The organism is Arenibacter sp. F20364 (assembly GCF_023015905.1).
Classification (GTDB): domain Bacteria; phylum Bacteroidota; class Bacteroidia; order Flavobacteriales; family Flavobacteriaceae; genus Arenibacter.
This window is the reverse complement of sequence record NZ_JALKBD010000014.1, coordinates 1-20,565: the sequence shown is the minus strand read 5'-3', so window position 1 is coordinate 20,565 and position 20,565 is coordinate 1. Positions and strand designations below refer to the sequence as shown.

Sequence of the window (20,565 nt, the reverse complement as noted above, 5' to 3'; positions counted from 1 at the left end):
AAATGAATTTACCTAAACGTATAAATATCAAAAATTTGTCCATCCTACTATTGGCACTTTCTGCACAAACGGAAACTATAGCTCAGGAGCCTGCCAATGATGTTACCACTCCCCTACATTTGTTGCAACCGGACTACCCCACCCCCTACGGCGCCAAATCTGTAGAAGAAATCACTGCAACCTTGGATAGGGTGTATAATTTTTTGGATGCTTCAACGCCCGCAACCTTAGTGGACAGTAAGTCCAATAAGGAAGTTACCAACCTAAAAAAGCTGGATGAAAATACCATTTTCGCCCCTGGTGCATTCCGACTTACCAGTTACGAATGGGGTGTTACCTATGCGGGTATGTTATTGGCCTCAGAGGCTACTGGCAACCCTAAGTACACCAACTACACTAATGATAGGATTAAGCTCATAGCCGACATTGCCCCCTATTATTGGGAACAACTTAAAAATAATAAGGATTTCCCCTCTCCCATATCCTCTGTTCTTAAACCCCATGCCTTGGATGACGCAGGTGCTATCTGTGCAGCCATGATCAAGGCGGAAAGGGCAGGTATTAAAGCCGACCTAAGGCCGCTCATAGATAATTTTATAGATTATATAAGCAACAAGGAATTTAGGTTTTCAGACGGAACCCTGGCCAGAAATAGACCGCAACCCAATACTTTATGGCTAGATGATCTATTCATGAGCGTCCCGGCATTGGCCCAAATGGGTAAATTGACTGGGGAAGCAAAATATTATGACGATGCCGTAAAACAAGTGGCCCAGTTTTCCGAGCGTATGTTCAACAAGGAAAACGGTTTGTATATGCATGGCTGGGTAATGTCCATGGAAGAGCACCCGCAATATCATTGGGCCAGAGCTAACGGTTGGGCGGTAATGACTATGGTGGAACTACTGGAAGTATTGCCACAAAACCATCCTGGATACACTAAGGTGCTGACTCAATTACGTGACCATATAAAGGGATTGGCACCCTATCAAGACGGAACAGGATTTTGGCACCAGCTTATAGACCGAAACGATACCTATTTGGAAACTTCCGCAACTGCCATTTATACCTATGCAATAGCGAGGGCCATAAATAGGGGATATATTGATAAGCTGGCCTATTCACCAGTAGCCTTATTGGGCTGGAATGCCGTAGCCACAAAGGTGAATTCCAAAGGACAGGTAGAGGGCACCTGTGTAGGTACTGGAATGGGTTTTGATCCAGCCTTTTATTACTATAGGCCCATCAATGTGTTTGCTGCTCACGGATACGGTCCCGTAATGCTGGCAGGTGCCGAGATAATACACTTATTGAAAAATAATGATTTTGAGATAAACGACAGTTCCCTACAATTGAAAGTCAGGAAATAAGATTTTAATTAGTGGACCAAGCTCTCAAAGAACTAAAACATTATATCATATTTAGTTGCTTATAGGCGGTGGTATACCTATAAAAATTAAAGGAAATAACCCTAGCGCCATCGCCCTTGTCATTTTTATCCGTGAAATTCCATACAAGTAAACCCAGGCCTTGAAGCAAGCAGTCGGCTACCTTGAAAGAAGCGCTCACACCAAAATGGCCTGTAAGAATGGTATAATTTTCAACTATTTCATGTTAAATAGTTCTTCAATTTAACATGAATTAGTTGATACACTTGTCCATTCAGAAAAGGAATAAGGTCTCTGCTAGTTTTCTTCCTAGGTCAAAAGAGGATCCTTTTCCAATAATTATTTGTTCAGTACTAAACTCGCCAATATAAACGGTCCGGTTCCCTTAGGGTCGTTGGGGCGAATAATTTCGTTTACATAATATTCATATGAACCATCCCTATACGGATCCCCTCCCAAACCGGCCACACCGCAAACTTGATTTAGATTAACCACACCGTTATCCTCAATAGAAATTAGATTATCCAATATTCCGGCATAGGCCTTTTCCGCAACCTCTAAATATTTTTCGGGCAAATATCCTTTCTGGGCGCCTTTTGCAAAGGCGTAGGTGAACATTGCACTACCAGATGCCTCCAAATAGTTACCTTCACGATTACCTTGGTCCAGCACCTGGTACCATAGACCTGATTCATCCTGATAGTTGGTTACAGCTTCAGCAAATTGATTGAGGTAGGTAATTATTCTATCGCGACCAGGGTGATCCTCAGGTAAAAAATCCAGAACATCTACCATGGCCATTCCGTACCAACCCATAGCCCTGGACCAGAAATGCGGGGAGGTCCCAGTCTTTTTATCTGCCCATTTTTGCTCCCTACTTTCATCCCATCCATGGTATAAAAGGCCCGTTTTTTCATCACGACTATGCTTTTGGATCAAATCGAATTGAAGTAAAATGTCATCGTAGATTTTTTTGGCCTCAGCCGGATCATTTTCAAATAGGTTAGTGTAACGGGCGTGAAAAGGTTCTGCCATATACAGCCCGTCCAACCACATTTGGTAAGGATATCGCTTTTTGTGCCAAAAACCACCATCCGAAGTTCTGGGCTGGGACTCCATTTGGCTACTCAAGGTCTGCATGGCTTTTAGAAAACGCTCTTCCCCTGTCTTATCGTAAAGGTATAGCAAAACATCCCCGGACTTGATCATATCCAAATTCTGGTCTTCCAGGGAGTATGTTTTTATAGTCCCTGTACTATCTATTAAATCATCGGCATACGCATAGATATAATCGTAATATTCTTGCTTGTTGGTCTGTTCGTAAACCTTGATAGCGGCAGATAGGACCAAGCCGTTGGTATAGCTCCATCGGGGTTTATCTACAAAGTCGAGTTTGGTGGCATCGGGAAAACGTTCAATTTCAGAAATCAACATTCTCTCCGACCATTTTAAATCTTCGGGAACCAATAATTCGGCCGTGGTTGCCGTATTAGTTTCTTTGGATTTATCTTTTGCCTCCTTACAAGAAGTGGCCCATAAACCAATAACTATAACAAAGGCAGAGAGAAAAGTTCTTAAATTTTTCATGATTTATCAGTTTAACAAGTTGGTTGTATTTAGTTTTTCCAGTTTTTTATCCAAATCCAAAATAAACGAAGCCCGGTCCTTTATACCATTGGGTTCCTGATCCCATGCTCCGAGAAAGTAGTAAGCAATTTTTTCCGTGGTCGGTTTAAAAACTACAAGGTGGTCATTGAGCCCTTCCTTTTGCTCCACCACCTCATCGATTTTATAAAAAACAGCCATTCCCAATTTATCGGTTTCTGTGGCCAAAGTTTGGGTACCATAAGTTGCAATATACGCCCATTTTACCCCATCCTTTTTGATTAAAGGTATATTATCGAATTTTACTATTCCCGTACATATGCCGGAAATATCCTTGGAGGGCGTCAATGTTGCTTTGGTAAACCTGTCTTCCTGATAAATGGTCAATACCACATCCAAATCTATGCGCTCATCACCGGTATCCCACCCCTCATAATCAATATGTACAGAGGAGCTATTTTCCGAGTTTTCAATTCTGGCATAGGTGTTATCTACCTTTCTAAAATGGGCAACCGTATCGTTTACCAATCTGCCGTAACCTCCTATTCCCATAGATTTTCCCGCCTTTAAAATATCCTGCCCCCAGGGGGCGGGTTCATGATAGGAGTCAAAACCATCTTGGCCGACATAGGGCAACACCAAAGAATCTACCTTCTTGCCATAGATATCTATGGCGTTTCTCCAGTCCAAATATAACCTGTAACCAACTTGATTGTTTTCCCATCCCGGTCCCTCATAGCGGATAAAAAAAGAATGGTCTGTGTGATTTTTTGGAACTTGAAGTTCCTGTACATTCTTAAAGCTATCCCCGCCCACATATTTTCTTCCGTTCCATTCCCCGCCTTCCTTAATGGATATTTCAGCATAGGTTTTAAGCGGTTTGCCGGCAACAAGCCCGGCATTTTCCTCTACATCAGTATTGATGTCGTTTTTGGATGCTTTCTCTTTGCAAGCCATCAATGCTAAAAAGGCGAGACATAAAATTGTAATTTTTTTCATGAGATCTTAGTAATGGTTAGTTATAGTTTAATAGTCAACTCCGTTAATAGTGGTATTCTTAAAGATAATGGGTTGTGAATTTTCAACTGATAGCGGTGTTTTTGCTCCTTTTATATGAACATTGGTCAGGGTAACATTTTCAACCGGGCTCTCCACCCTTCCTTTAATTAAAATCCCATATTCCCCACCATTTTCCACCTCAACATCCTCTAAATGGATATTTTTGATCGAAGGAATAAAATCGCCCTCCTGATTGGCATAAATGGCGTAGTAGGTATTAATTTTGAGCACTGCCTCCTTTACTTGCCCGACCTTAATATTTTTCACAAAAACATTTTCTACAAAACCCCCTCTCAGCGTATTGGTCTTTATGCGAATGGCCCTATCCAGATTGGGGCTGTCCATATTACAGTTTCTAACATAAACATTCCTTACTCCAGCAGAAATTTCACTTCCAATAACAACACCACCGTGACCATCCTTCATTTCGCAGTTCTCTACAACAATATTTTCACTCGGTATATTAACCCTTCTTCCTTCATCATTTCTCCCAGACTTAATGGCAATACAATCGTCTCCGGTATCAAAAACACAATTGGCGATACGAACGTTTTTGGAATACTCAGGATCGCATCCATCATTATTGGGCCCATGACTTTTTACTGTTACCCCATCAATGGTAATATTGTTTGATTTAATAGGGTGCATCACCCAAAAAGGGGCATTGGTAAAAGTTACCCCTTTAACCAGTATATTTTCACACTCGAAAGGTTCAAAAAAGCTTGGACGCAATTGGTAACCTTCCCCAAACAAACGGTTTTCAACCGGTGTAGCCTCTTCATTCATCTTACGTAACCTGGGCAAGTTATGGTCATCCTTTTGTTGAGGTTCACCATCAATATAACCATATCTCTCCGCGCCACACCATGGCCACCAATTTGCTTTATCCGCTTGACCATCAAAAATACCCTTACCGGTTACTGCAATATTCTTTTGCTTGTAGGCATAAATAAGTGGAGAGTAATTCATGAGCTCCACCCCTTCATAAGAAGTATGCACCACCGGCAAATAGGCTTTGGAATCTTTGGAAAACAAAACCACGGCCCCTTCCTCCAAATGTAGGTTAACATTACTCTTTAGATGTATGGGTCCGGTCAAGAAACGTCCTGAAGGAACAATTACCTTGCCGCCACCCTCGGTGTGACAACTTTCAATGGCCAGTTTAATGGCTTGGGTATTATCGGTAGTACCATCGGGTACTGCTCCAAAATCCATAATACTATAATTCCTGTCGGGAAATTCCGGCACAACAATATCGTTGACAATCCTATCGGCCACTGCAAATACATCAACAACCTCCAATTGCTTTTTTTGTGCTTCCTTGCAAGAGTTAAGGGCAAGACCTGAAATTAGAAAAAAGAGAAATATACCTATGGAAAATAGTGGTCTGGTTGTCATAGTCTTAAATTTATGTAATCGATTACGCTAAAATAATAAAGATGTGCATGCCAGCATAATTTTAGACGTTAAAATTGAGGTGAACCAGAAAGTCGGAACCTAGCTATCCGGCGTCTTTCATCTTAATAAGAACTTATCCCGGTCCGCAAACAATTGATAAAATTGGAAAATAATGGAGAATCCCAGACCATCACAGCCCTAAGCCCATTACAAAATTTATATTCAACAAATAATTACTTCAGGTAACGCTCTACAAAATCTTCCCTATAGGCCCTACCAATGGGTATAAAATTTTCTTGGTCAAAGAAAATACGATTCCCAGAAACCTTTACGATATGTTGTGTATTTACAATATAGGATTTATGTACTTGCGCAAATTTTCCGGTTGGGAGTGTCTGTAGCCAATGCTTCAAGGAGTGGGAAGTTAAATGTTTCTTTCCGGAAGTAAAAATTTCGGTATAGTCCGCTTCCGACTGTATGTAAAAAATATCTTCGACGGCAATTCTCAAATGATCATAGCCCGATTTTATAAAAAGTACCTCCGTTGCCGACCGGGGCTTGGTCTCCGGCACAAGGGCCTGCTTTAATACACTGGGTGCCGGTACTTTGGAAACGGCCTTTACGAAGCGTTCGAAGGAAAAAGGTTTCAAGAGATAATCCAACACCTGATATTCATAACTTTCAAGCGCATATTCAGAAAATGCGGTCGTTAAAATTACATGGGGTTTGTCGTGCAGGGCCTTTAAAAAATCCATCCCGGAAATCTTCGGTAAATGAATATCCAAAAAAATCAGGTCTATAGGCTCTGTTTTTAGGTAATCCATAGCCTTCAAGGCATCCGCGAAAGTAGCTCTCAGCTCCATATTGTTCATTTCGCCAACATACTTTTGCAGTACACGCTGTGCCGGTGGTTGGTCCTCAATGATAATACAACGAATCATGCACTTCCCTTTTTAAGTTGAATGTTCAGCCTAACGGAGTACAAGGTATCAGTTTCTTCAATAGAAAGGTTATGCGCACTGGGATAAATAAGCTTTAAACGCTTAATTACGTTTTGCAGACCTATCCCTTTAGAGAGGTCATCCGTATTTGTTTCCCTACGAAAAGAGTTGGTACACTCAAAATCTAAAATCCCGTTCTCCGACACTTTTATATCTACGCGAATAAAAATATCCTCGGATTGACTCGCTGTACTATGTTTAAAGGCATTTTCAACAAAAACAGTCAAAATCAAAGGGGCAATACGATATCCCGAGCCTATAATTTCAGTACTAAATTCAACCGTACCACGGTCCTCGATCTGAAGCTCACTAAGTTGGGTGAAATTTTTTAGGTGCTCTATTTCTTTGGATAAGGGCACGAATTTCTCCTTACAGTCGTAAAGCATATAACGTAACACAGAGGACAGTTCCAAAATAATCCTGGGCGTTTTGGAAGAATTGTCGATTGCATAAGAATATAGGTTGTTCAAATTATTGAACAAAAAATGGGGATTGATCTGGGATTTCAGGAACTGCAGCTCACTTTCTTGGGCCGTGGTCTTTAGTTTTTCCACTTCGTTTTGGGAGGTTATTGCATCCCAAGCAAATTTGAACCCCGCTAATATGGCAATTATGGGTAGGACATCAAAAATGGCAAAATAAATTCCCGGAACAATTCTCGCCCTTTTGGTACCTGGATAAAAGACCACTTCCAATAGTTCTTCGGCCAATATAACCACAAACAATACCAAAACAACCATTCCCACAAACTGCCAATATTTCTTTCGGTATAGTAAGCGGGGCATCAAAAAATAGGTGATAAAGGCCGCCGCTATGGCATAGACCATAAAGAAAATCACCTGATCGAAGGTAATTCCGGGGTTTTCCCTATCAAAGGAATAGAAAAGCAGCACCAGTACATGGAGCACGACTTGAAAGAAAAGTTCTTTCTTTGAAATCATTACTTTTTTCATCCTTCAAAACTAAACTATTGTCCCCAATTCATAAAATAGAGCTGCCCCAACGGCAGAAATTGGCCTGTAAACAGCGGTTGTTTCCATTAAAAACCCTTTGCTGTCGTTTAATGGAATACTTTTGTCGTTCACAGAATATTGCCATCCACTCTTATTAAAAAAATGAATCTTTGTAATTGTTAGACCTCCGATTAAACTAAAAAAAAGTAAATGATGAAAAAAATATTGGTACAAATGTTTATTGTTAGTTCCTTAATGCTCTATTGCCCTGTTGCCATGGCCCAGCAAGGCAGGCTGACCATAAAGGGAACTGTGGTTGAGGAATCCACTGGCCAGCCCATTCCCTATGCTACGGTAATGGTGGGTGACAACGAAACAAAAAAGCCATTGGAAGGTACCACGACATTGGATAACGGACGTTTTTCTTTGGAGACCAATGCCTCGGATTTTTATATAGAAGTGAGTTTTCTGGGTTTTAAAACCAAGACTTTTGGACCACCCCCTACGCCTGGTAATACTATAGATTTAGGTGAAGTAATGCTTTCTGAAGATGCGGAACAATTACAGGAAGTAGTGGTGCAGGGAGAAGTTTCACGTACGGAATTTAAGTTGGACAAACGCGTTTTTAATGTGGGCAAGGATCTAAGTACCACTGGGGCTAGCGCCCTGGATGTGCTTAACAACGTCCCATCCGTTAACGTTAACATAGAAGGTAGGATTAGCCTCAGGGGGAGTCAAGGCGTACAAATTTTAATCAACGGCAAGCCATCCATCATTGCCAGTGAGGAAGGAAATGCCTTGGGAACCATTACCGCAGATATGATAGATAAGGTCGAAGTAATGACGAACCCTTCCGCCAAATACGATGCAGAAGGTACTTCGGGCATTATCAATATTGTGTTGAAAAAAGAGGAACGAAAAGGCCTCAATGGGTCCATCTCGGTAAATACCGGAGCACCCGATAGCCATAGTGTGGGAGTGAGCCTAAATAGACGGACAGAGAATTTCAACCTTTTCACCCAACTCGGTATTGGACTACGGGAACTGCCGAACGACATTGAGACCCGGAATGTAGACCTGGAAAACAACACCACCATTCTCAGCTATGGTACAGAATACCGAAACGAGACCTACTATAATATGGTTTTGGGCACAGATTACCACATTAACGACAACAACGTATTAACGCTTTCCGGAAACTTCGCCATGGAAATGGAGGACCAACCGTCCAACACCACTTTTGCTGCCCTAGATTCCAATGACGCCATTACTTCCGAATGGGTGCGCACCGAGGTTACCGATGCCAAAAATCCCAAATTTCAGTATGAACTACAATATAAAAAGGACTTTGAAAACCATGAAGATCATACCCTGCTTTTTAGCGGTCTGGGCAATTTCTTCGGCAAGGACCAATCCTCAGAATTCCTAAATAGCACCATTTCGGGAGATGATAATGATTCCAGACAACAGACCAGAACCGATTTTAAAGAAGCTATATTTACCTTTAAACTAGATTATACCAATCCCATTTCTGAGGAGTGGACTCTGGAAACTGGGGCCCAATATGTCATGAACGACGTAAGCAATGATTACGAAGTAAATAATTTCACCAACGGATCCTTTGTTAACGACCCTGGACTGACCAACGTTTTTGAATTTGACCAAAAGGTATTGGGACTATATGGCACCGGCTCCTATGAGGGCAAAAAATGGGGAATTAAGGGAGGATTACGATTGGAACAGACCGATCAGAATACCTTTTTGGTTACCACCAATGCCGCCAATGACCAAAACTACAGCAACTTTTTCCCCAGTCTACATACCTCCTATAAAATTAGCGACAAGATATCTTTTCAAGCCGGCTATTCCAAACGTATATATCGACCAAGGATGTGGGATTTGAATCCCTTTTTCAACATCCGAAATAATTATAGCGTACGCCAAGGTAATCCGGAACTACAGCCAGAATTTACCGATTCCTATGAAATTACCAGCATTTATATCCTGGGTGCGGTCTCATTGAATTTTGGCGTATACCACAGATATACAACCGATGTAATAGAACGGATTACCACCTTTGAAAACAACGTTAGCACCTTTAAGCCCGAGAATATTGGGACCAATAAGGCCACTGGAATTGAATTCAATGCCAAATACAGCCCAGCAAAATGGTTGACCTTGAACGGGGATTTTAATTATAATAAGTTTCAACGGGATGGTGTCTTTGAAACTACCGTTTTCGATTTTGGCAATGACCAATGGTCTTCCAAATTAATGACGAAAATTAAACTTCCGGCAGATTTCGATTTGGAAATGACCGGGAACTATCAATCCAGTTACCAAACGGTACAAAGTGCGGTTAGCGATAATCTATTTATGGATTTGGGGCTTCGAAAAAATATAATGAAAGGCAAGGCCGTACTCAATTTAAGTGTAAGGGACCTGTTCGCCTCCAGGGTGGACGAGAGCCAAATTGCCCAGGCCAGTTATGAGGTGTACAATCGCCGTCAACGAGGCACGTTTGTGGCCCTTGGCTTTAGCTATGGCTTCGGTAAGGGAGAGGCCATGCAGTATTCCGGGCAACGTCGAAGATAATATAAGCCCTCATATAGGCCAACATAAAAATCCAACCTATTCAAAGGTTGGATTTTTGATTTTGCTCCTTTCTGTGTCTCCCTTCGCCTCCATCCAGGGTAGCTTTATCTTACCAAATGGACAAAAAAAGACAGCCTTTATGACTGCCTTTCCAAGTAATTATTAACCTGTGCTGTTGTTATTGCAAAGAACATCATGAGTTATCTTCAACTGTTGCCTCAGGGGCATTTTTCTTCACCGAAGCTATCCCATTTTCCATGGCAGTGGTACTTGAATACATTTCACTTTTCCCGATGACTTGACCATTGGAAGCCTTAAGGTTAAAGTAAGGGCTGCCATCCTTGGCCGTATTGCGCTCATATCTGCCATCTTCCTGCGAATTATTTCTTACGGATGCTATCCCATTATCACAAGCTGCTTTCGTGGTGTACGCCTCACTTCCCAAAATGATCTGTCCGTTGGATGCCTTTAAATTAAACCGAAACTGTCCGGATTTGTCTTTCTTAATTTCAAATTTTCCCATTGTAATATTTAATTATTAGACTTAAATATAACATTTTTTTTTGGACAGCCATTTGAATAAATTAACCCAGTGCCCTCGAAAAGATCTGATATAACATAATGATAACATGATACAAGCGAGACATTGAATTATCTAAAAGAACTAGTCTGGTAACGATATAAATTTAATTATTATCCTAGCTCAAAAAAAGGATCCCCCGAGATTTGAGGCGGTAGCCTATTAGCTAACCTTTTATTCCTCAATAACTCGGAAAGTTGGCATTTGGTTATAAAGTACAATTAGTGCTCATAATACAGTTCGGTAATGTAGAATATACCTTAAACAAAAAAACCAACCTATGATTGCCCTTCCGACGGAGTAGGTTTATTCCCATCGACGAATTCATCATTCAATTGTTTCATTTCTTCAAGGTCAATGGCATGGTACATTGAGGCAAAAGCAGCAGAAATCCATATAATGGAAAATACAATCCCAACGATAAAACAGAGGAGTCCACCTATAACTATAGGAATTACAAGCAATCCCATTCCAAAAATTTGCCAACCATGTCCTTTGGTCATTTCCCAGCTTTTTTCAATGGCGGCAACAGGTTCCATATTTTTATCCATGACCAGATAGGAAACGAATGCTAACCTACAGGCCAGAATAATTCCGGGTACAATTAGCAAAACAAACCCTAAACCTATAATCGCAAAGGTGAGCAAATTGGCAAGGATGATATTGATGTAATTCTTTTTAAAGCCATCGAACATCTCACTGATTTCGAATTTTTCATTACGAATGGCACGTAAGTACATTAAATTGCCACCGTATTTCACGACGGAAAAAACCAACAACCAATAAACCGCTGCCAGAATCTGTAAAATTATCATTCCAGGAGAATTCTCGGCATCGGAATCCCGAACAATGGAAGTGGGAGATTCGGCAATACCCACAATGATCATCACTAAAAATAAATACAAAAAGTGTTTCCACATCTGCTGCCAACCATAACCGTAACTTCCAGTAATAGTTGCTTCAGGCTTTCTTTCTTCTTTGATGATTTCCATAAGTATCGATTTTAAATTCATACAAATTTAAGACCGACTTATTCAAATTCATACCAACTATAGTAGTGAAAATAAAATCACTACTTAGGTAGGGGTTGGTATTAGCTACATTTTTATACTTTTATCCTATAACAGACGTATAGTTGCTCAGTTTAACCTTCATAGTCGTATTTGTTTTTTGTGCCGCCATTGCAGCGGCAAGTATATTGGTGGGCCACCAATTCATTACCACTTACAATACCGAATTTAATCGCAACTACTTTTATTATTTGGTCACCTTTTTTTCATTTGCCTTTTATGGTATTTGGGCACCGATCATAATGCGGGTTATACTCACTTCAATTGAGGTTGATGCTTATTCCGTGAAAACGGTAACCAATTTTTTACCTGTTCTTGGTGTACCCTTTTTGCTTATTTCCTGGTACATGTTGGTTAAAATGGGATTTTCCCTGGTTGGCGAGAAATCAAAGGTTAAAGCGTTTCGTAACTATGCCTATTTTTTGGCCATTGTAATCGCTGTAGTTACAGTAATATACTTTTTAGTGGATCCTATTCCAGCTTTTATATTAGAACATCCCATTAAAACTGAAATGGCCATATTCCTTGGTTTGGAAATTGGCTATATGCTCATATTCGCGGGCATTGTCCGGCACTTTTCAAAAAGTCAAAAACAATCCAATAAAAAAATAGTGATCCGTTTTGGTTTCTTGATGCTTTTGGCACTCGCATTAAGAGTGGCGGTATTGCCCTTTGCCTTTACTAATCCCTGGGTAGTTGCCCTATTGATATTAGTGTATTTTATTTCAAATTTTATCCCCTTGTTCTATCTGAAACTAAATGCCCAATTCGTTTTTACCCCTTCTAAGGCCCAAAATCCAAAAAAAGATAGAAAAGAATATATATACCGTAAATTTGAAATCTCGAAGCGTGAAAGAGAGATTATTGAGCAAATCTGCTTAGGTAAGACCAATCAACAAATAGCTGACGCACTGTTCATAAGCCTTCAGACAGTAAAAGACCATACGCATAGGATTTATAGCAAAATCGGTATTAGTAATCGTATGAAGTTGATGCAAATGGTGAATGGGTAGCATTGAAATTCATTACAGCTATAACCAAGGTAGTCCCCATGTTTACTAACCTAAAACAAAAAAATCCAACCTAAACAAATAGATTGGATTTCTATAAAAAGCTCCCCCTCTTGGGCTCGAACCAAGGACCCTCTGATTAACAGCCTCAAAAGTGGTGGTTTCTTGTAGCGTCATTTGTCTTCTTATAATCTGATTATCAATATTTTATGAAAAATTGTTTTGTATTTGGTAATATAAATTTTACATTTATTATCCCATTTGTTTGACCTATGTTTGACCTAATTCCAAGTAATAAGTTTCAGGTATTAAGCATGTTATGGACTAATAGCACCGAAATGTTTGACCTAAAATACTAAATATGGCTAATTTAAAAATTGTTGTAAAGAAAAAAAAATCAGATGTGAATGGGCATCCTGTTTATTTACGTGTAACCAAAAATAGACAATGTAGATATTATAAGACTCCTTATACGGCAACAGCGGACGAATGGGTAGCTGTTAGTGAAAAATTTAATAAACGTAATTCCAATTATGTACAAAATAATCGACTGCTCATAAAATTTAAAGAAAGAGCATACAAAATTGTTACCGAATTGGAAATTGAAAATCCTGACTATACCTTACAAGATTTTGATAATCGATACAGAATTACTTTCAATCCTGTCAGTAACGATGTTTTTGCTTTTTTTGATGAAATTATAAAAGAAATGACCTTTGCCGGACGTATAGGAAACGCTAAATCCTATAAGGACACGAAAACTTCAATTCAAATATTTTATAAAATAAAGAAGCTCAAATTTAGGGATGTAAACCATACTTTTTTAAGTAAATATGATGCATTCCTACGATCTAGAGGTGGCACTGATGGCGGTGTTGGTGTAAAAATGCGTGCTATAAGGGCATTGTTTAATAAAGCTATAGCACGTGGTGTCATCAAGGAAAATCTATATCCATTTAAAACCTATAAAATATCGAGGTTAAGAGGCAAAGGGTTTAAACGTGCATTGGATTATGAAGAAATCATCCGTATCATCAATTTAGATCTGTCTGACCACCCACATTTAATCAATACCAGAAATTACTTTGTTTTCAGCTTCTATACGAGGGGAATGAACTTTGCGGATATGATGTGCTTGGAATGGAAAGATGTTGAAGCAAATGTCATCTATTACACCAGAGCGAAGACCAAAGGAAACTTCTCCATAGCCATTATGCCCCCTGTTCAGAAAATATTGGACTATTATCGAGAACATGGTTATGGCAACAAATATGTACTTCCCCTGCTTTTTCGCGAAGACTATTCCCCCACCCAACTTGCTGATCGGAAGCATAAAATGTTGGGGATTTATAATATAGAGCTCAAGGAAGTAGCTAAACTGTGCAATATCACCAAAAATGTAAGCAGTTATGTTGCTCGCCATAGTTTTGCCAATTGCCTCAAACAAAAGGGTGTGGCCACTGATGTAATCAGTGAATCCCTGGGACATCAGAATTTAGCGGTTACCCAGGCCTATCTTAAAGAACTGGATACTGATATTGTGGACAAAGCCCTTGAAGTACTGCTGCAACCAACAAGGTAAATAATCAGAATAGTTTCCTAAAATAGGATCATCATGTTCTATTAAAGGGTCAACCCAATCGGCCTTTTTCTTTGCCCAGTAAACTAAATCTGCGAAATTATCTTTCATTCCAGAATCTTTATTCTGTTGCTCAATTACCGTGATATATTTTCGTAACTGCTGTGCTTTATCATAGCGTAAAGAGTTTTCGTAAAAATTATTGAATTTTTCTTTTTCGGCTATTATCAGATTTTGCTGCCTTTCCTTTTCCAATCGCTCCTGCTCCTGACGTTTCATATTCTCTTTATGGATAATTTTCAATTGATTTCTCTCATCAGCCTTTTCCTCCAAATAGCCTATAATGTCTGGTATCTTTTGTACTAAGGTCTTATTTTTAGTACTTACCCATTCTCGATAGGGATATCCCCGTGTTTTAAAAATAAGGGTACCTGTTGGTACCATCTTATAAGACTCATAAACTGAATCCGTCTCTTTTGATCGCTTGGATTTTTCCCTTAATGAAACCTCAAATTCTATGTTCCTTACTCCCATAATGGTGCCATAATGCTTTTTATAGCCTATAGTATGGTTCTTTGCTTCTAAATATTTAATTAGTTTGTCCATAAAAACCAAAGACTTTTTAATCAGGTTTGGACTTACTGTGATATCTATTTGATTCCTGCCAGTAGTAACCATTTGAGGAGAATTATACAAAAACATTGGTTTGGCTTGCTTTAACCCTTCCCTAGCTTCTTTAATCAGTTGATGTGGTTTAGTTAAACTGAAAGACTCTGAAATAAACTTGGATTCCTTTATTGCTATTCCCTCTAATACTATTTCTCTTTCTAAATCACCACTTAATTCGGGTTTGAATGCCGGCTTGCCATGCTTAATTTTTATCCAATACCCAGCATGCGGCGTTGGAATATCTTCCTCCACACAGATTTTTTTCAGATTTTGTGATTTAACATTAATTTGTTGTGCTACATTTCGTAGATTTTTTTCCCAAATTAAATCGTAAAGTGCTTTTCTTGTAATGGCTTTTGTCTTCATATTCTATTTTCAGTTAATTAATTAGCTTTTTCATTTAAATGGTAGAGCTTGGCAGGTACAATGGTAAATAGAAGAAAAAGGTAAGGCGGAAATTAGTATATAATAATTTTATAATTGGCAAATATGCCAATTATAAAATTATTTTCTATCTTTGTTTCATAACTTTAAAAGTGGCGACAACACGATAAATACGGCAAAAAAATTATGATACAATCAACATTCATAGATGACTTTACTATTGAAGTTACTGCTCAAGACGGAGAGAAATTCATTTGGAAAACTCTTTTTCCAACTCCTAAACAAGACCAAAAATACTATGCTGAAAGATTAGCATATTATTCTGAAAAATATTCCAAAGATAATATCGGAGATAATACAGGTATGGGTATGCAATATTGGATTTGGATACAAATGAATTATTTCGAAGGACTAGCAATTAATGGAGGAAAAGGCGATAGGGAAGATGAAAGAATTTTTCTTCATCAAGAAAGAATAAGAATTGGAGCCAAAATACGTGAATTACGAAAAGAAAAGAATATTGAAGCAAAAATACTTGCTCAACTGGCTAATATAGATGCAGCCAACCTTAGCCGGATTGAACAAGGACGGTATTCTGTTGGTCTAGATGTACTTTCGAAAATTGCTCTTGCTCTTGGTTCCAAAATAGAAATGATTGGTTTCGTTGACCCTAAAAATTCTTAAATTATGGTCAATTTAAATTACTTTAAAAAAGAATGCGAGTGCATATACAAAGACGAGCATTATTCTGTTAGAGACAACGGTTCAATCTTAAGATGTCAAAAATCAAACAAAAGAAAAAGACCTCTAGACGAAAAGTGGACTTTTGGCAAACCTTGTAAACAAAAAGGATATATGAACTTTTCATCAGAAACAGTTCATAGGATTGTGGCAACTGCTTTTCATGGAAAACAGCCATCGGAAAAACATATTGTCGACCATATTGACACTAATAAGAAAAATAATAGACCTGACAACTTAAGGTGGATAACAAGATTAGAAAATATTCTAATAAATCCAATAACTCTATCTAAGATAGTCTACAAGTATGGTAGTATTGATAATTTCCTTTTAAATCCTTCAAAACCATTGGATGGTGAGCTTGAACAAAACTTTGATTGGATGCGAACTGTTACAAAAGAGGAATCAGACAACTCAAGAAATAATTTACTTCATTGGGCTAAAGAGGGCAAAATCCCAACTGGTGGGCAATTAGGCGAATGGATATTTTCAAATTTTGGTCAACAAATAGATACTTTTATTGAGGAAAAACCACTAATTAAATCTTTAACATCTAATGCAATTCAAAAAAACTGGAAAACTCAATCTGAATTCCCAAATTGTCCAAAATCATTAACCGATAATTCTATTAAAACTTATAAGGGAAAACTTGTGAAAGGAATCACTTTTTCAATGCATCAATATGGAGAATCTACTGTTGTGAACGCAGAAACATCTGAAAACGAAAAAGAATTGTTAGTTATAACCGCTAGCGATAACATAAAACCATTTGCACTGGCTAAAGTATATATTGAAACTGAAAAATTTATTCATGAAAGCCTCGGCACTTTTTTCACTTTAATCGGAGCACAAAAACAATTTAATTTAGCTTTAGGACTTGAATGGAATGGAGAAGATTCTATAGATGATTATTGTTAAACGCTAGATACACGCCGTATAAAAATAAATGCTACATTGTGCTTGACCAAAAGTCGTTGCAATTTTGTAACATCTGATTTTCCTTCGGAAAATCCTCGCAAATAAACCGCAACTATTCTTAAGAAGACCGTTGTAACAAATACTAACAAGAAATATTAGAGTATTTCATGGCCAAAAATTTTATTACTAAACCAACTACAATTGCAAAGGCAAATGAATTTGTAAAGGAAAACCATAGACATCATAGGCCGACAGCTAGAAACGGAGGTAAATGGGCATTATCCGCTATTGACAAGGAAAGCGAAGAAATTATTGGTGTTTTAATTGCTGGAAATCCAGTTTCAGCAACTTATATGGATGGAAAAACACTTGAGGTCACTAGACTTTGTATAAAAGAAAATGCCCCTATGGGTGCTGCGAGTTTCCTTTTATCTAAATGTAGTAAAATTTGGAAAATTATGGGTGGGGACAGGATTATCACCTATACTTTACAAAAAGAATGTGGTGCTTCATTAAAAGGAGCTGGATGGGACAAAGTTGCAGAATTAATGCCTCATAATGACTGGAAATACAAATCAGACAAGGATGGAAAAAAAAGAGATAAATTGGAAATTTACCAATTGAAAAAATTCAGATGGGAAAATATTATATAACTTTATAGTATGGAAACAATGATTTGTTCATATAGTTCAGATGCAAGAACATTGTACAAGGCGGATATCTATAAGGTATTATCCATGCCTAAGGGATTTATTGTTCATTTTAGGTATAAGAAGAAATATGTTGATGATAGTATTGTAACCCAATTGAACGATTACATTGGGAAAGAAGTAATAATATTCTACACCCTTACTAAAGAAAATAAAAATATTCCTATCCGAAAAGCAAAACTTGTTAAAGTAGAGATAAATGAAGAAACTGGTTTGTTTCATGCCTATATGGAACTTGATAAGTTTACTAACCTCGAATTAGAAAAAGAAAAGCCAACAGATAAATTTTTTACTTCTCAGAACATTAAATTCAAAAACGAAGACATTAATTGGATTGATAAAATAGAACAAGTAAAAGATAGTTTTAAAGATATGCTGTTCTACCACATTAAATCAATAACCGATTACAATGGAAAAGTAATTCCTATAAAACACAGAAAGGACAAAAAAGCAAGTTGGTATAAATTAAGTCACGGAAAAAAGTATTTCATAGAATTGTCAATTGGCAACCCAAAAGAATCAGAATCTAAGTTGTCTTTTACGTCATCATCAATGGATGTAACAGCAAATATTTCTAACCCAATTGAAATTACCGCACAGTATGATGATATATCGGTACCCATTTATATAAAAAGTTTAAATGTCTCAAATGATTCTTCGATTATTTCGTTTAGCCCAACAAGTGTGGATAATTTGATTAATACGGAATACAATTTAAATATTGAAATCAGTAAAAGTATTGGATATTTTAAACCAATCGCTTTTGGAATTTTAACACTTTTAGCCTTGGTTGGTTTCGTACTGGTAAAAGATGGCTATGATTCATTTTCTAGGTTATTCAGCTGGCAATCTCCAATTGACTCAGGTCTTGTGCTGGGCGTTTTTTTACTAGTTTTAAGTTCTACATTATTATTTTATTTTTTCAACAAGAAGTAAAAAAGTACGGGATACAGCAAAACCCATCAACAAAATGGGCTTTGGGCTAAATCGAGGGGGTTTCGTATTTTTATAAAGTATAAATAACTTTTGGTTTTGCTTTTAATCGGGACAAAAATTAAAAACAAAAGAATTTGCTAAATGCATGGCGGAAAGTAAACACTAGTTTGCTCACGTACAGTGCATAGAGCTAAATCGCTGTGCCTTAGCGAACAGGAAGAGCAACTACACGATGATAAACAGAAATAATTAATATGGGGACTTATTGTTCAATAACATTTGACGATTATTCGGCATTTAATAATAAGAACTGGTATTTCCAAGAAATAGTGAATTTAATATTCCAACCAGAAGATTTTATAGTGGAGCATCGAAAGAATTCATCAAAAAACCAAATGCTTTGGGGTGACAGATACGAAGGAGATGAAGAATTATATGAATTTAAAGGTTTTAAACAGAAGGCTAAGGTTTGTCGGGAAAGGCTTGAGATTTATGGAAATTCGCCAAAAAAAGCAAGAAAAGATTTTATTCAAGCAAAGAAAATTGCGAAAGAGGAAGCTTTTTATAGTTTTCCGTTAAGTCAAGTTTCCTATGACAAGTATAAAAAAGAAATAAAGACAATAATCTCACAGAAATCGAAACATTATGATGAGCTATTTACAAATCTTAAAGATAGTCTAATAGCTGGGGACCTTGGTATTTACGGGCAATCATTAGAATGCCACTTACATTCAATTCTTAGCGTCATAGACGATAACGCATTTGTGGAATATGATTTATCAGGTGTTATTGAGAATGGCTGGTTAGATGAAGAAGTTGCAAGAACTGTAGATTATGAAAAAATAATTGTACTTACAGAAGGTAAGACAGACGTTGAATTTATTTCACAGAGTATTGAAAAACTATATCCACACTTAACAAACTATTATCATTTCATCGATTTTCAAGAATATAAAATTGAAAGCAATGCATCTGCTTTAGTAAAACTTGTTACTTCATTTGCAGCTGCAAATGTTAAGCATCCTATTCTAGCCTTGTTTGATAATGACACAACAGGAATAATGGAAATGAATAAACTAAATTCACATTTTTTAACTGATAATATTCGTGTTTTAAAATTTCCTGATACTGCAATAGCTGAAAATTATCCAACAGTTGGACCAACAGGTAAAAAGGTTATGAATATTAATGGTTTAGCATGTGGTATTGAAATGTATTTAGGGATTGATGTTCTTACTAAAGAAAACAACCTAATTCCAATACGGTGGAAAAACTTCAATGATAAAGAAAAAAAATATCAAGGTGAGCTAGCTGAAAAGGCATATGTTCAAGATGAATTTAGAAAAAAATTAAAAAACTCTCTAAATGATGAGTATTTTGAAATGAATTGCCTGCTAAATGAAATATTTAATGGACTTAAATAAAACCCAGCCCATATATTGGCTATAATTCAGTCTTACCATTTTCAATAGGTATAATTTATTACTATTAATCAGAAACGATTTCCGCCCTAAAAATGCTAGGGGATTTCCCAAATCGCAACCATAGCCTTAACTTTATCTGCAAGGCACATAAAACAAACATGGGTAAAAGAACATTCAAATCAAAACATTATAAATATCCGACCTTAGAGGAAAGAAACAGATTGAAAGAAAAACTCCCAGATTTTATCAGATTCAAATTTGATAAAATAAATCCTTTCGAATCGATATTTGGACTAAAAAACACCCTTGAAGAAACATCCACAAAAAACAACCTACATTACTGGAATATTACACTTTCAAACCGATTAGGAAAACTTAAAGAAACTTATATTTTCTTGCTTACCCACTTTGACAGAGGTTTTAAAGAAAATCATTTGAACTGTAATGATAAGTGGATACTTCGGACCAAATTGCGCCAGGCTTTTCGGTTTCATTGCGCCAGTGATTTCGGTTCAAACTGCGCCACTTCCCTGAGGGATTTCGGT

18 protein-coding genes are annotated in these 20,565 nt (G+C 37.6%); 10 read left to right on the top strand and 8 right to left on the bottom strand.

Annotated elements, in window-relative coordinates:
- Window positions 1-2 precede the first annotated feature (2 nt).
- Window positions 3-1,370, top strand: a complete 1,368-nt coding sequence (locus MWU84_RS12845) for a glycoside hydrolase family 88 protein (RefSeq protein WP_093977953.1) — start codon at window positions 3-5, stop codon at window positions 1,368-1,370.
- Between the two features lie 357 nt (window positions 1,371-1,727).
- Here the strand turns inward: MWU84_RS12845 and MWU84_RS12840 are convergent, their stop codons facing one another.
- The 5 genes from MWU84_RS12840 to MWU84_RS12820 form a co-directional block, all read right to left on the bottom strand.
- Window positions 1,728-2,975, bottom strand: a complete 1,248-nt coding sequence (locus MWU84_RS12840) for a glycoside hydrolase family 88 protein (RefSeq protein ID WP_246901884.1) — start codon at window positions 2,973-2,975, stop codon at window positions 1,728-1,730.
- A 6-nt stretch (window positions 2,976-2,981) separates the two neighbouring features.
- Window positions 2,982-3,992: a DUF4861 family protein gene (locus MWU84_RS12835; protein ID WP_246901883.1), complete on the bottom strand. Its 1,011-nt coding sequence runs from the start codon at window positions 3,990-3,992 to the stop codon at window positions 2,982-2,984.
- Between the two features lie 27 nt (window positions 3,993-4,019).
- Entirely contained in the window at window positions 4,020-5,450 is a 1,431-nt protein-coding gene (locus tag MWU84_RS12830; RefSeq protein ID WP_246901882.1) for a glycoside hydrolase family 28 protein, read from the bottom strand.
- 233 nt (window positions 5,451-5,683) lie between these two features.
- Window positions 5,684-6,391: a LytTR family DNA-binding domain-containing protein gene (locus tag MWU84_RS12825; RefSeq protein ID WP_246901881.1), complete on the bottom strand. Its 708-nt coding sequence runs from the start codon at window positions 6,389-6,391 to the stop codon at window positions 5,684-5,686.
- Window positions 6,388-7,404 carry a histidine kinase gene (locus tag MWU84_RS12820; RefSeq protein ID WP_246901880.1) on the bottom strand — a complete coding sequence of 339 codons (1,017 nt, stop codon included), beginning with the start codon at window positions 7,402-7,404 and terminating at the stop codon, window positions 6,388-6,390. The genes MWU84_RS12825 and MWU84_RS12820 overlap by 4 nt, the downstream gene beginning before the upstream one ends.
- A 210-nt stretch (window positions 7,405-7,614) precedes the next feature.
- Between MWU84_RS12820 and MWU84_RS12815 the strand changes: the two genes are divergently transcribed.
- A complete protein-coding gene (locus tag MWU84_RS12815) occupies window positions 7,615-9,999 on the top strand; it encodes an outer membrane beta-barrel family protein (RefSeq protein ID WP_246901879.1) in 2,385 nt (794 codons plus the stop codon).
- A 193-nt stretch (window positions 10,000-10,192) separates the two neighbouring features.
- Here MWU84_RS12815 and MWU84_RS12810 read toward each other — a convergent pair whose 3' ends face one another.
- Both MWU84_RS12810 and MWU84_RS12805 read right to left on the bottom strand, forming a co-directional pair.
- On the bottom strand, window positions 10,193-10,522 hold the full coding sequence (locus MWU84_RS12810; RefSeq protein ID WP_246901878.1) for a YegP family protein: 330 nt from the start codon (window positions 10,520-10,522) through the stop codon (window positions 10,193-10,195).
- Between the two features lie 335 nt (window positions 10,523-10,857).
- Window positions 10,858-11,571 (bottom strand): DUF975 family protein, encoded by a 714-nt coding sequence (locus MWU84_RS12805; protein WP_246901877.1) that lies wholly within the window; start codon window positions 11,569-11,571, stop codon window positions 10,858-10,860.
- A 143-nt stretch (window positions 11,572-11,714) separates the two neighbouring features.
- Here MWU84_RS12805 and MWU84_RS12800 point away from each other — a divergent pair, with 143 nt between their 5' ends.
- Together MWU84_RS12800 and MWU84_RS12795 are read left to right on the top strand one after the other, a co-directional pair.
- Window positions 11,715-12,662, top strand: coding sequence for a helix-turn-helix transcriptional regulator (locus MWU84_RS12800; RefSeq protein ID WP_246901876.1), 948 nt, complete (start codon window positions 11,715-11,717; stop codon window positions 12,660-12,662).
- 358 nt (window positions 12,663-13,020) lie between these two features.
- Window positions 13,021-14,241: a site-specific integrase gene (locus tag MWU84_RS12795; RefSeq protein WP_246901875.1), complete on the top strand. Its 1,221-nt coding sequence runs from the start codon at window positions 13,021-13,023 to the stop codon at window positions 14,239-14,241.
- On the opposite strand, the gene MWU84_RS12790 is transcribed toward MWU84_RS12795, so the two are convergent.
- On the bottom strand, window positions 14,155-15,273 hold the full coding sequence (locus tag MWU84_RS12790; RefSeq protein WP_246901874.1) for a hypothetical protein: 1,119 nt from the start codon (window positions 15,271-15,273) through the stop codon (window positions 14,155-14,157). The genes MWU84_RS12795 and MWU84_RS12790 overlap by 87 nt on opposite strands.
- Before the next feature lie 204 nt (window positions 15,274-15,477).
- Between MWU84_RS12790 and MWU84_RS12785 the strand changes: the two genes are divergently transcribed.
- The 6 genes from MWU84_RS12785 to MWU84_RS12760 form a co-directional block, all read left to right on the top strand.
- Window positions 15,478-15,975 carry a helix-turn-helix transcriptional regulator gene (locus MWU84_RS12785; protein WP_246901873.1) on the top strand — a complete coding sequence of 166 codons (498 nt, stop codon included), beginning with the start codon at window positions 15,478-15,480 and terminating at the stop codon, window positions 15,973-15,975.
- Between the two features lie 3 nt (window positions 15,976-15,978).
- Entirely contained in the window at window positions 15,979-16,950 is a 972-nt protein-coding gene (locus MWU84_RS12780) for an HNH endonuclease signature motif containing protein (protein ID WP_246901872.1), read from the top strand.
- Between the two features lie 167 nt (window positions 16,951-17,117).
- Entirely contained in the window at window positions 17,118-17,603 is a 486-nt protein-coding gene (locus MWU84_RS12775) for an XF1762 family protein (RefSeq protein ID WP_246901871.1), read from the top strand.
- Window positions 17,604-17,612: 9 nt separating this feature from the next.
- Window positions 17,613-18,596 (top strand): hypothetical protein, encoded by a 984-nt coding sequence (locus MWU84_RS12770; protein ID WP_246901870.1) that lies wholly within the window; start codon window positions 17,613-17,615, stop codon window positions 18,594-18,596.
- Between the two features lie 254 nt (window positions 18,597-18,850).
- Window positions 18,851-20,020 (top strand): HEPN/Toprim-associated domain-containing protein, encoded by a 1,170-nt coding sequence (locus tag MWU84_RS12765; protein WP_246901869.1) that lies wholly within the window; start codon window positions 18,851-18,853, stop codon window positions 20,018-20,020.
- A 158-nt stretch (window positions 20,021-20,178) separates the two neighbouring features.
- Window positions 20,179-20,565: hypothetical protein (locus tag MWU84_RS12760; protein WP_246901868.1), on the top strand; the 387-nt coding region annotated here is incomplete at its 3' end.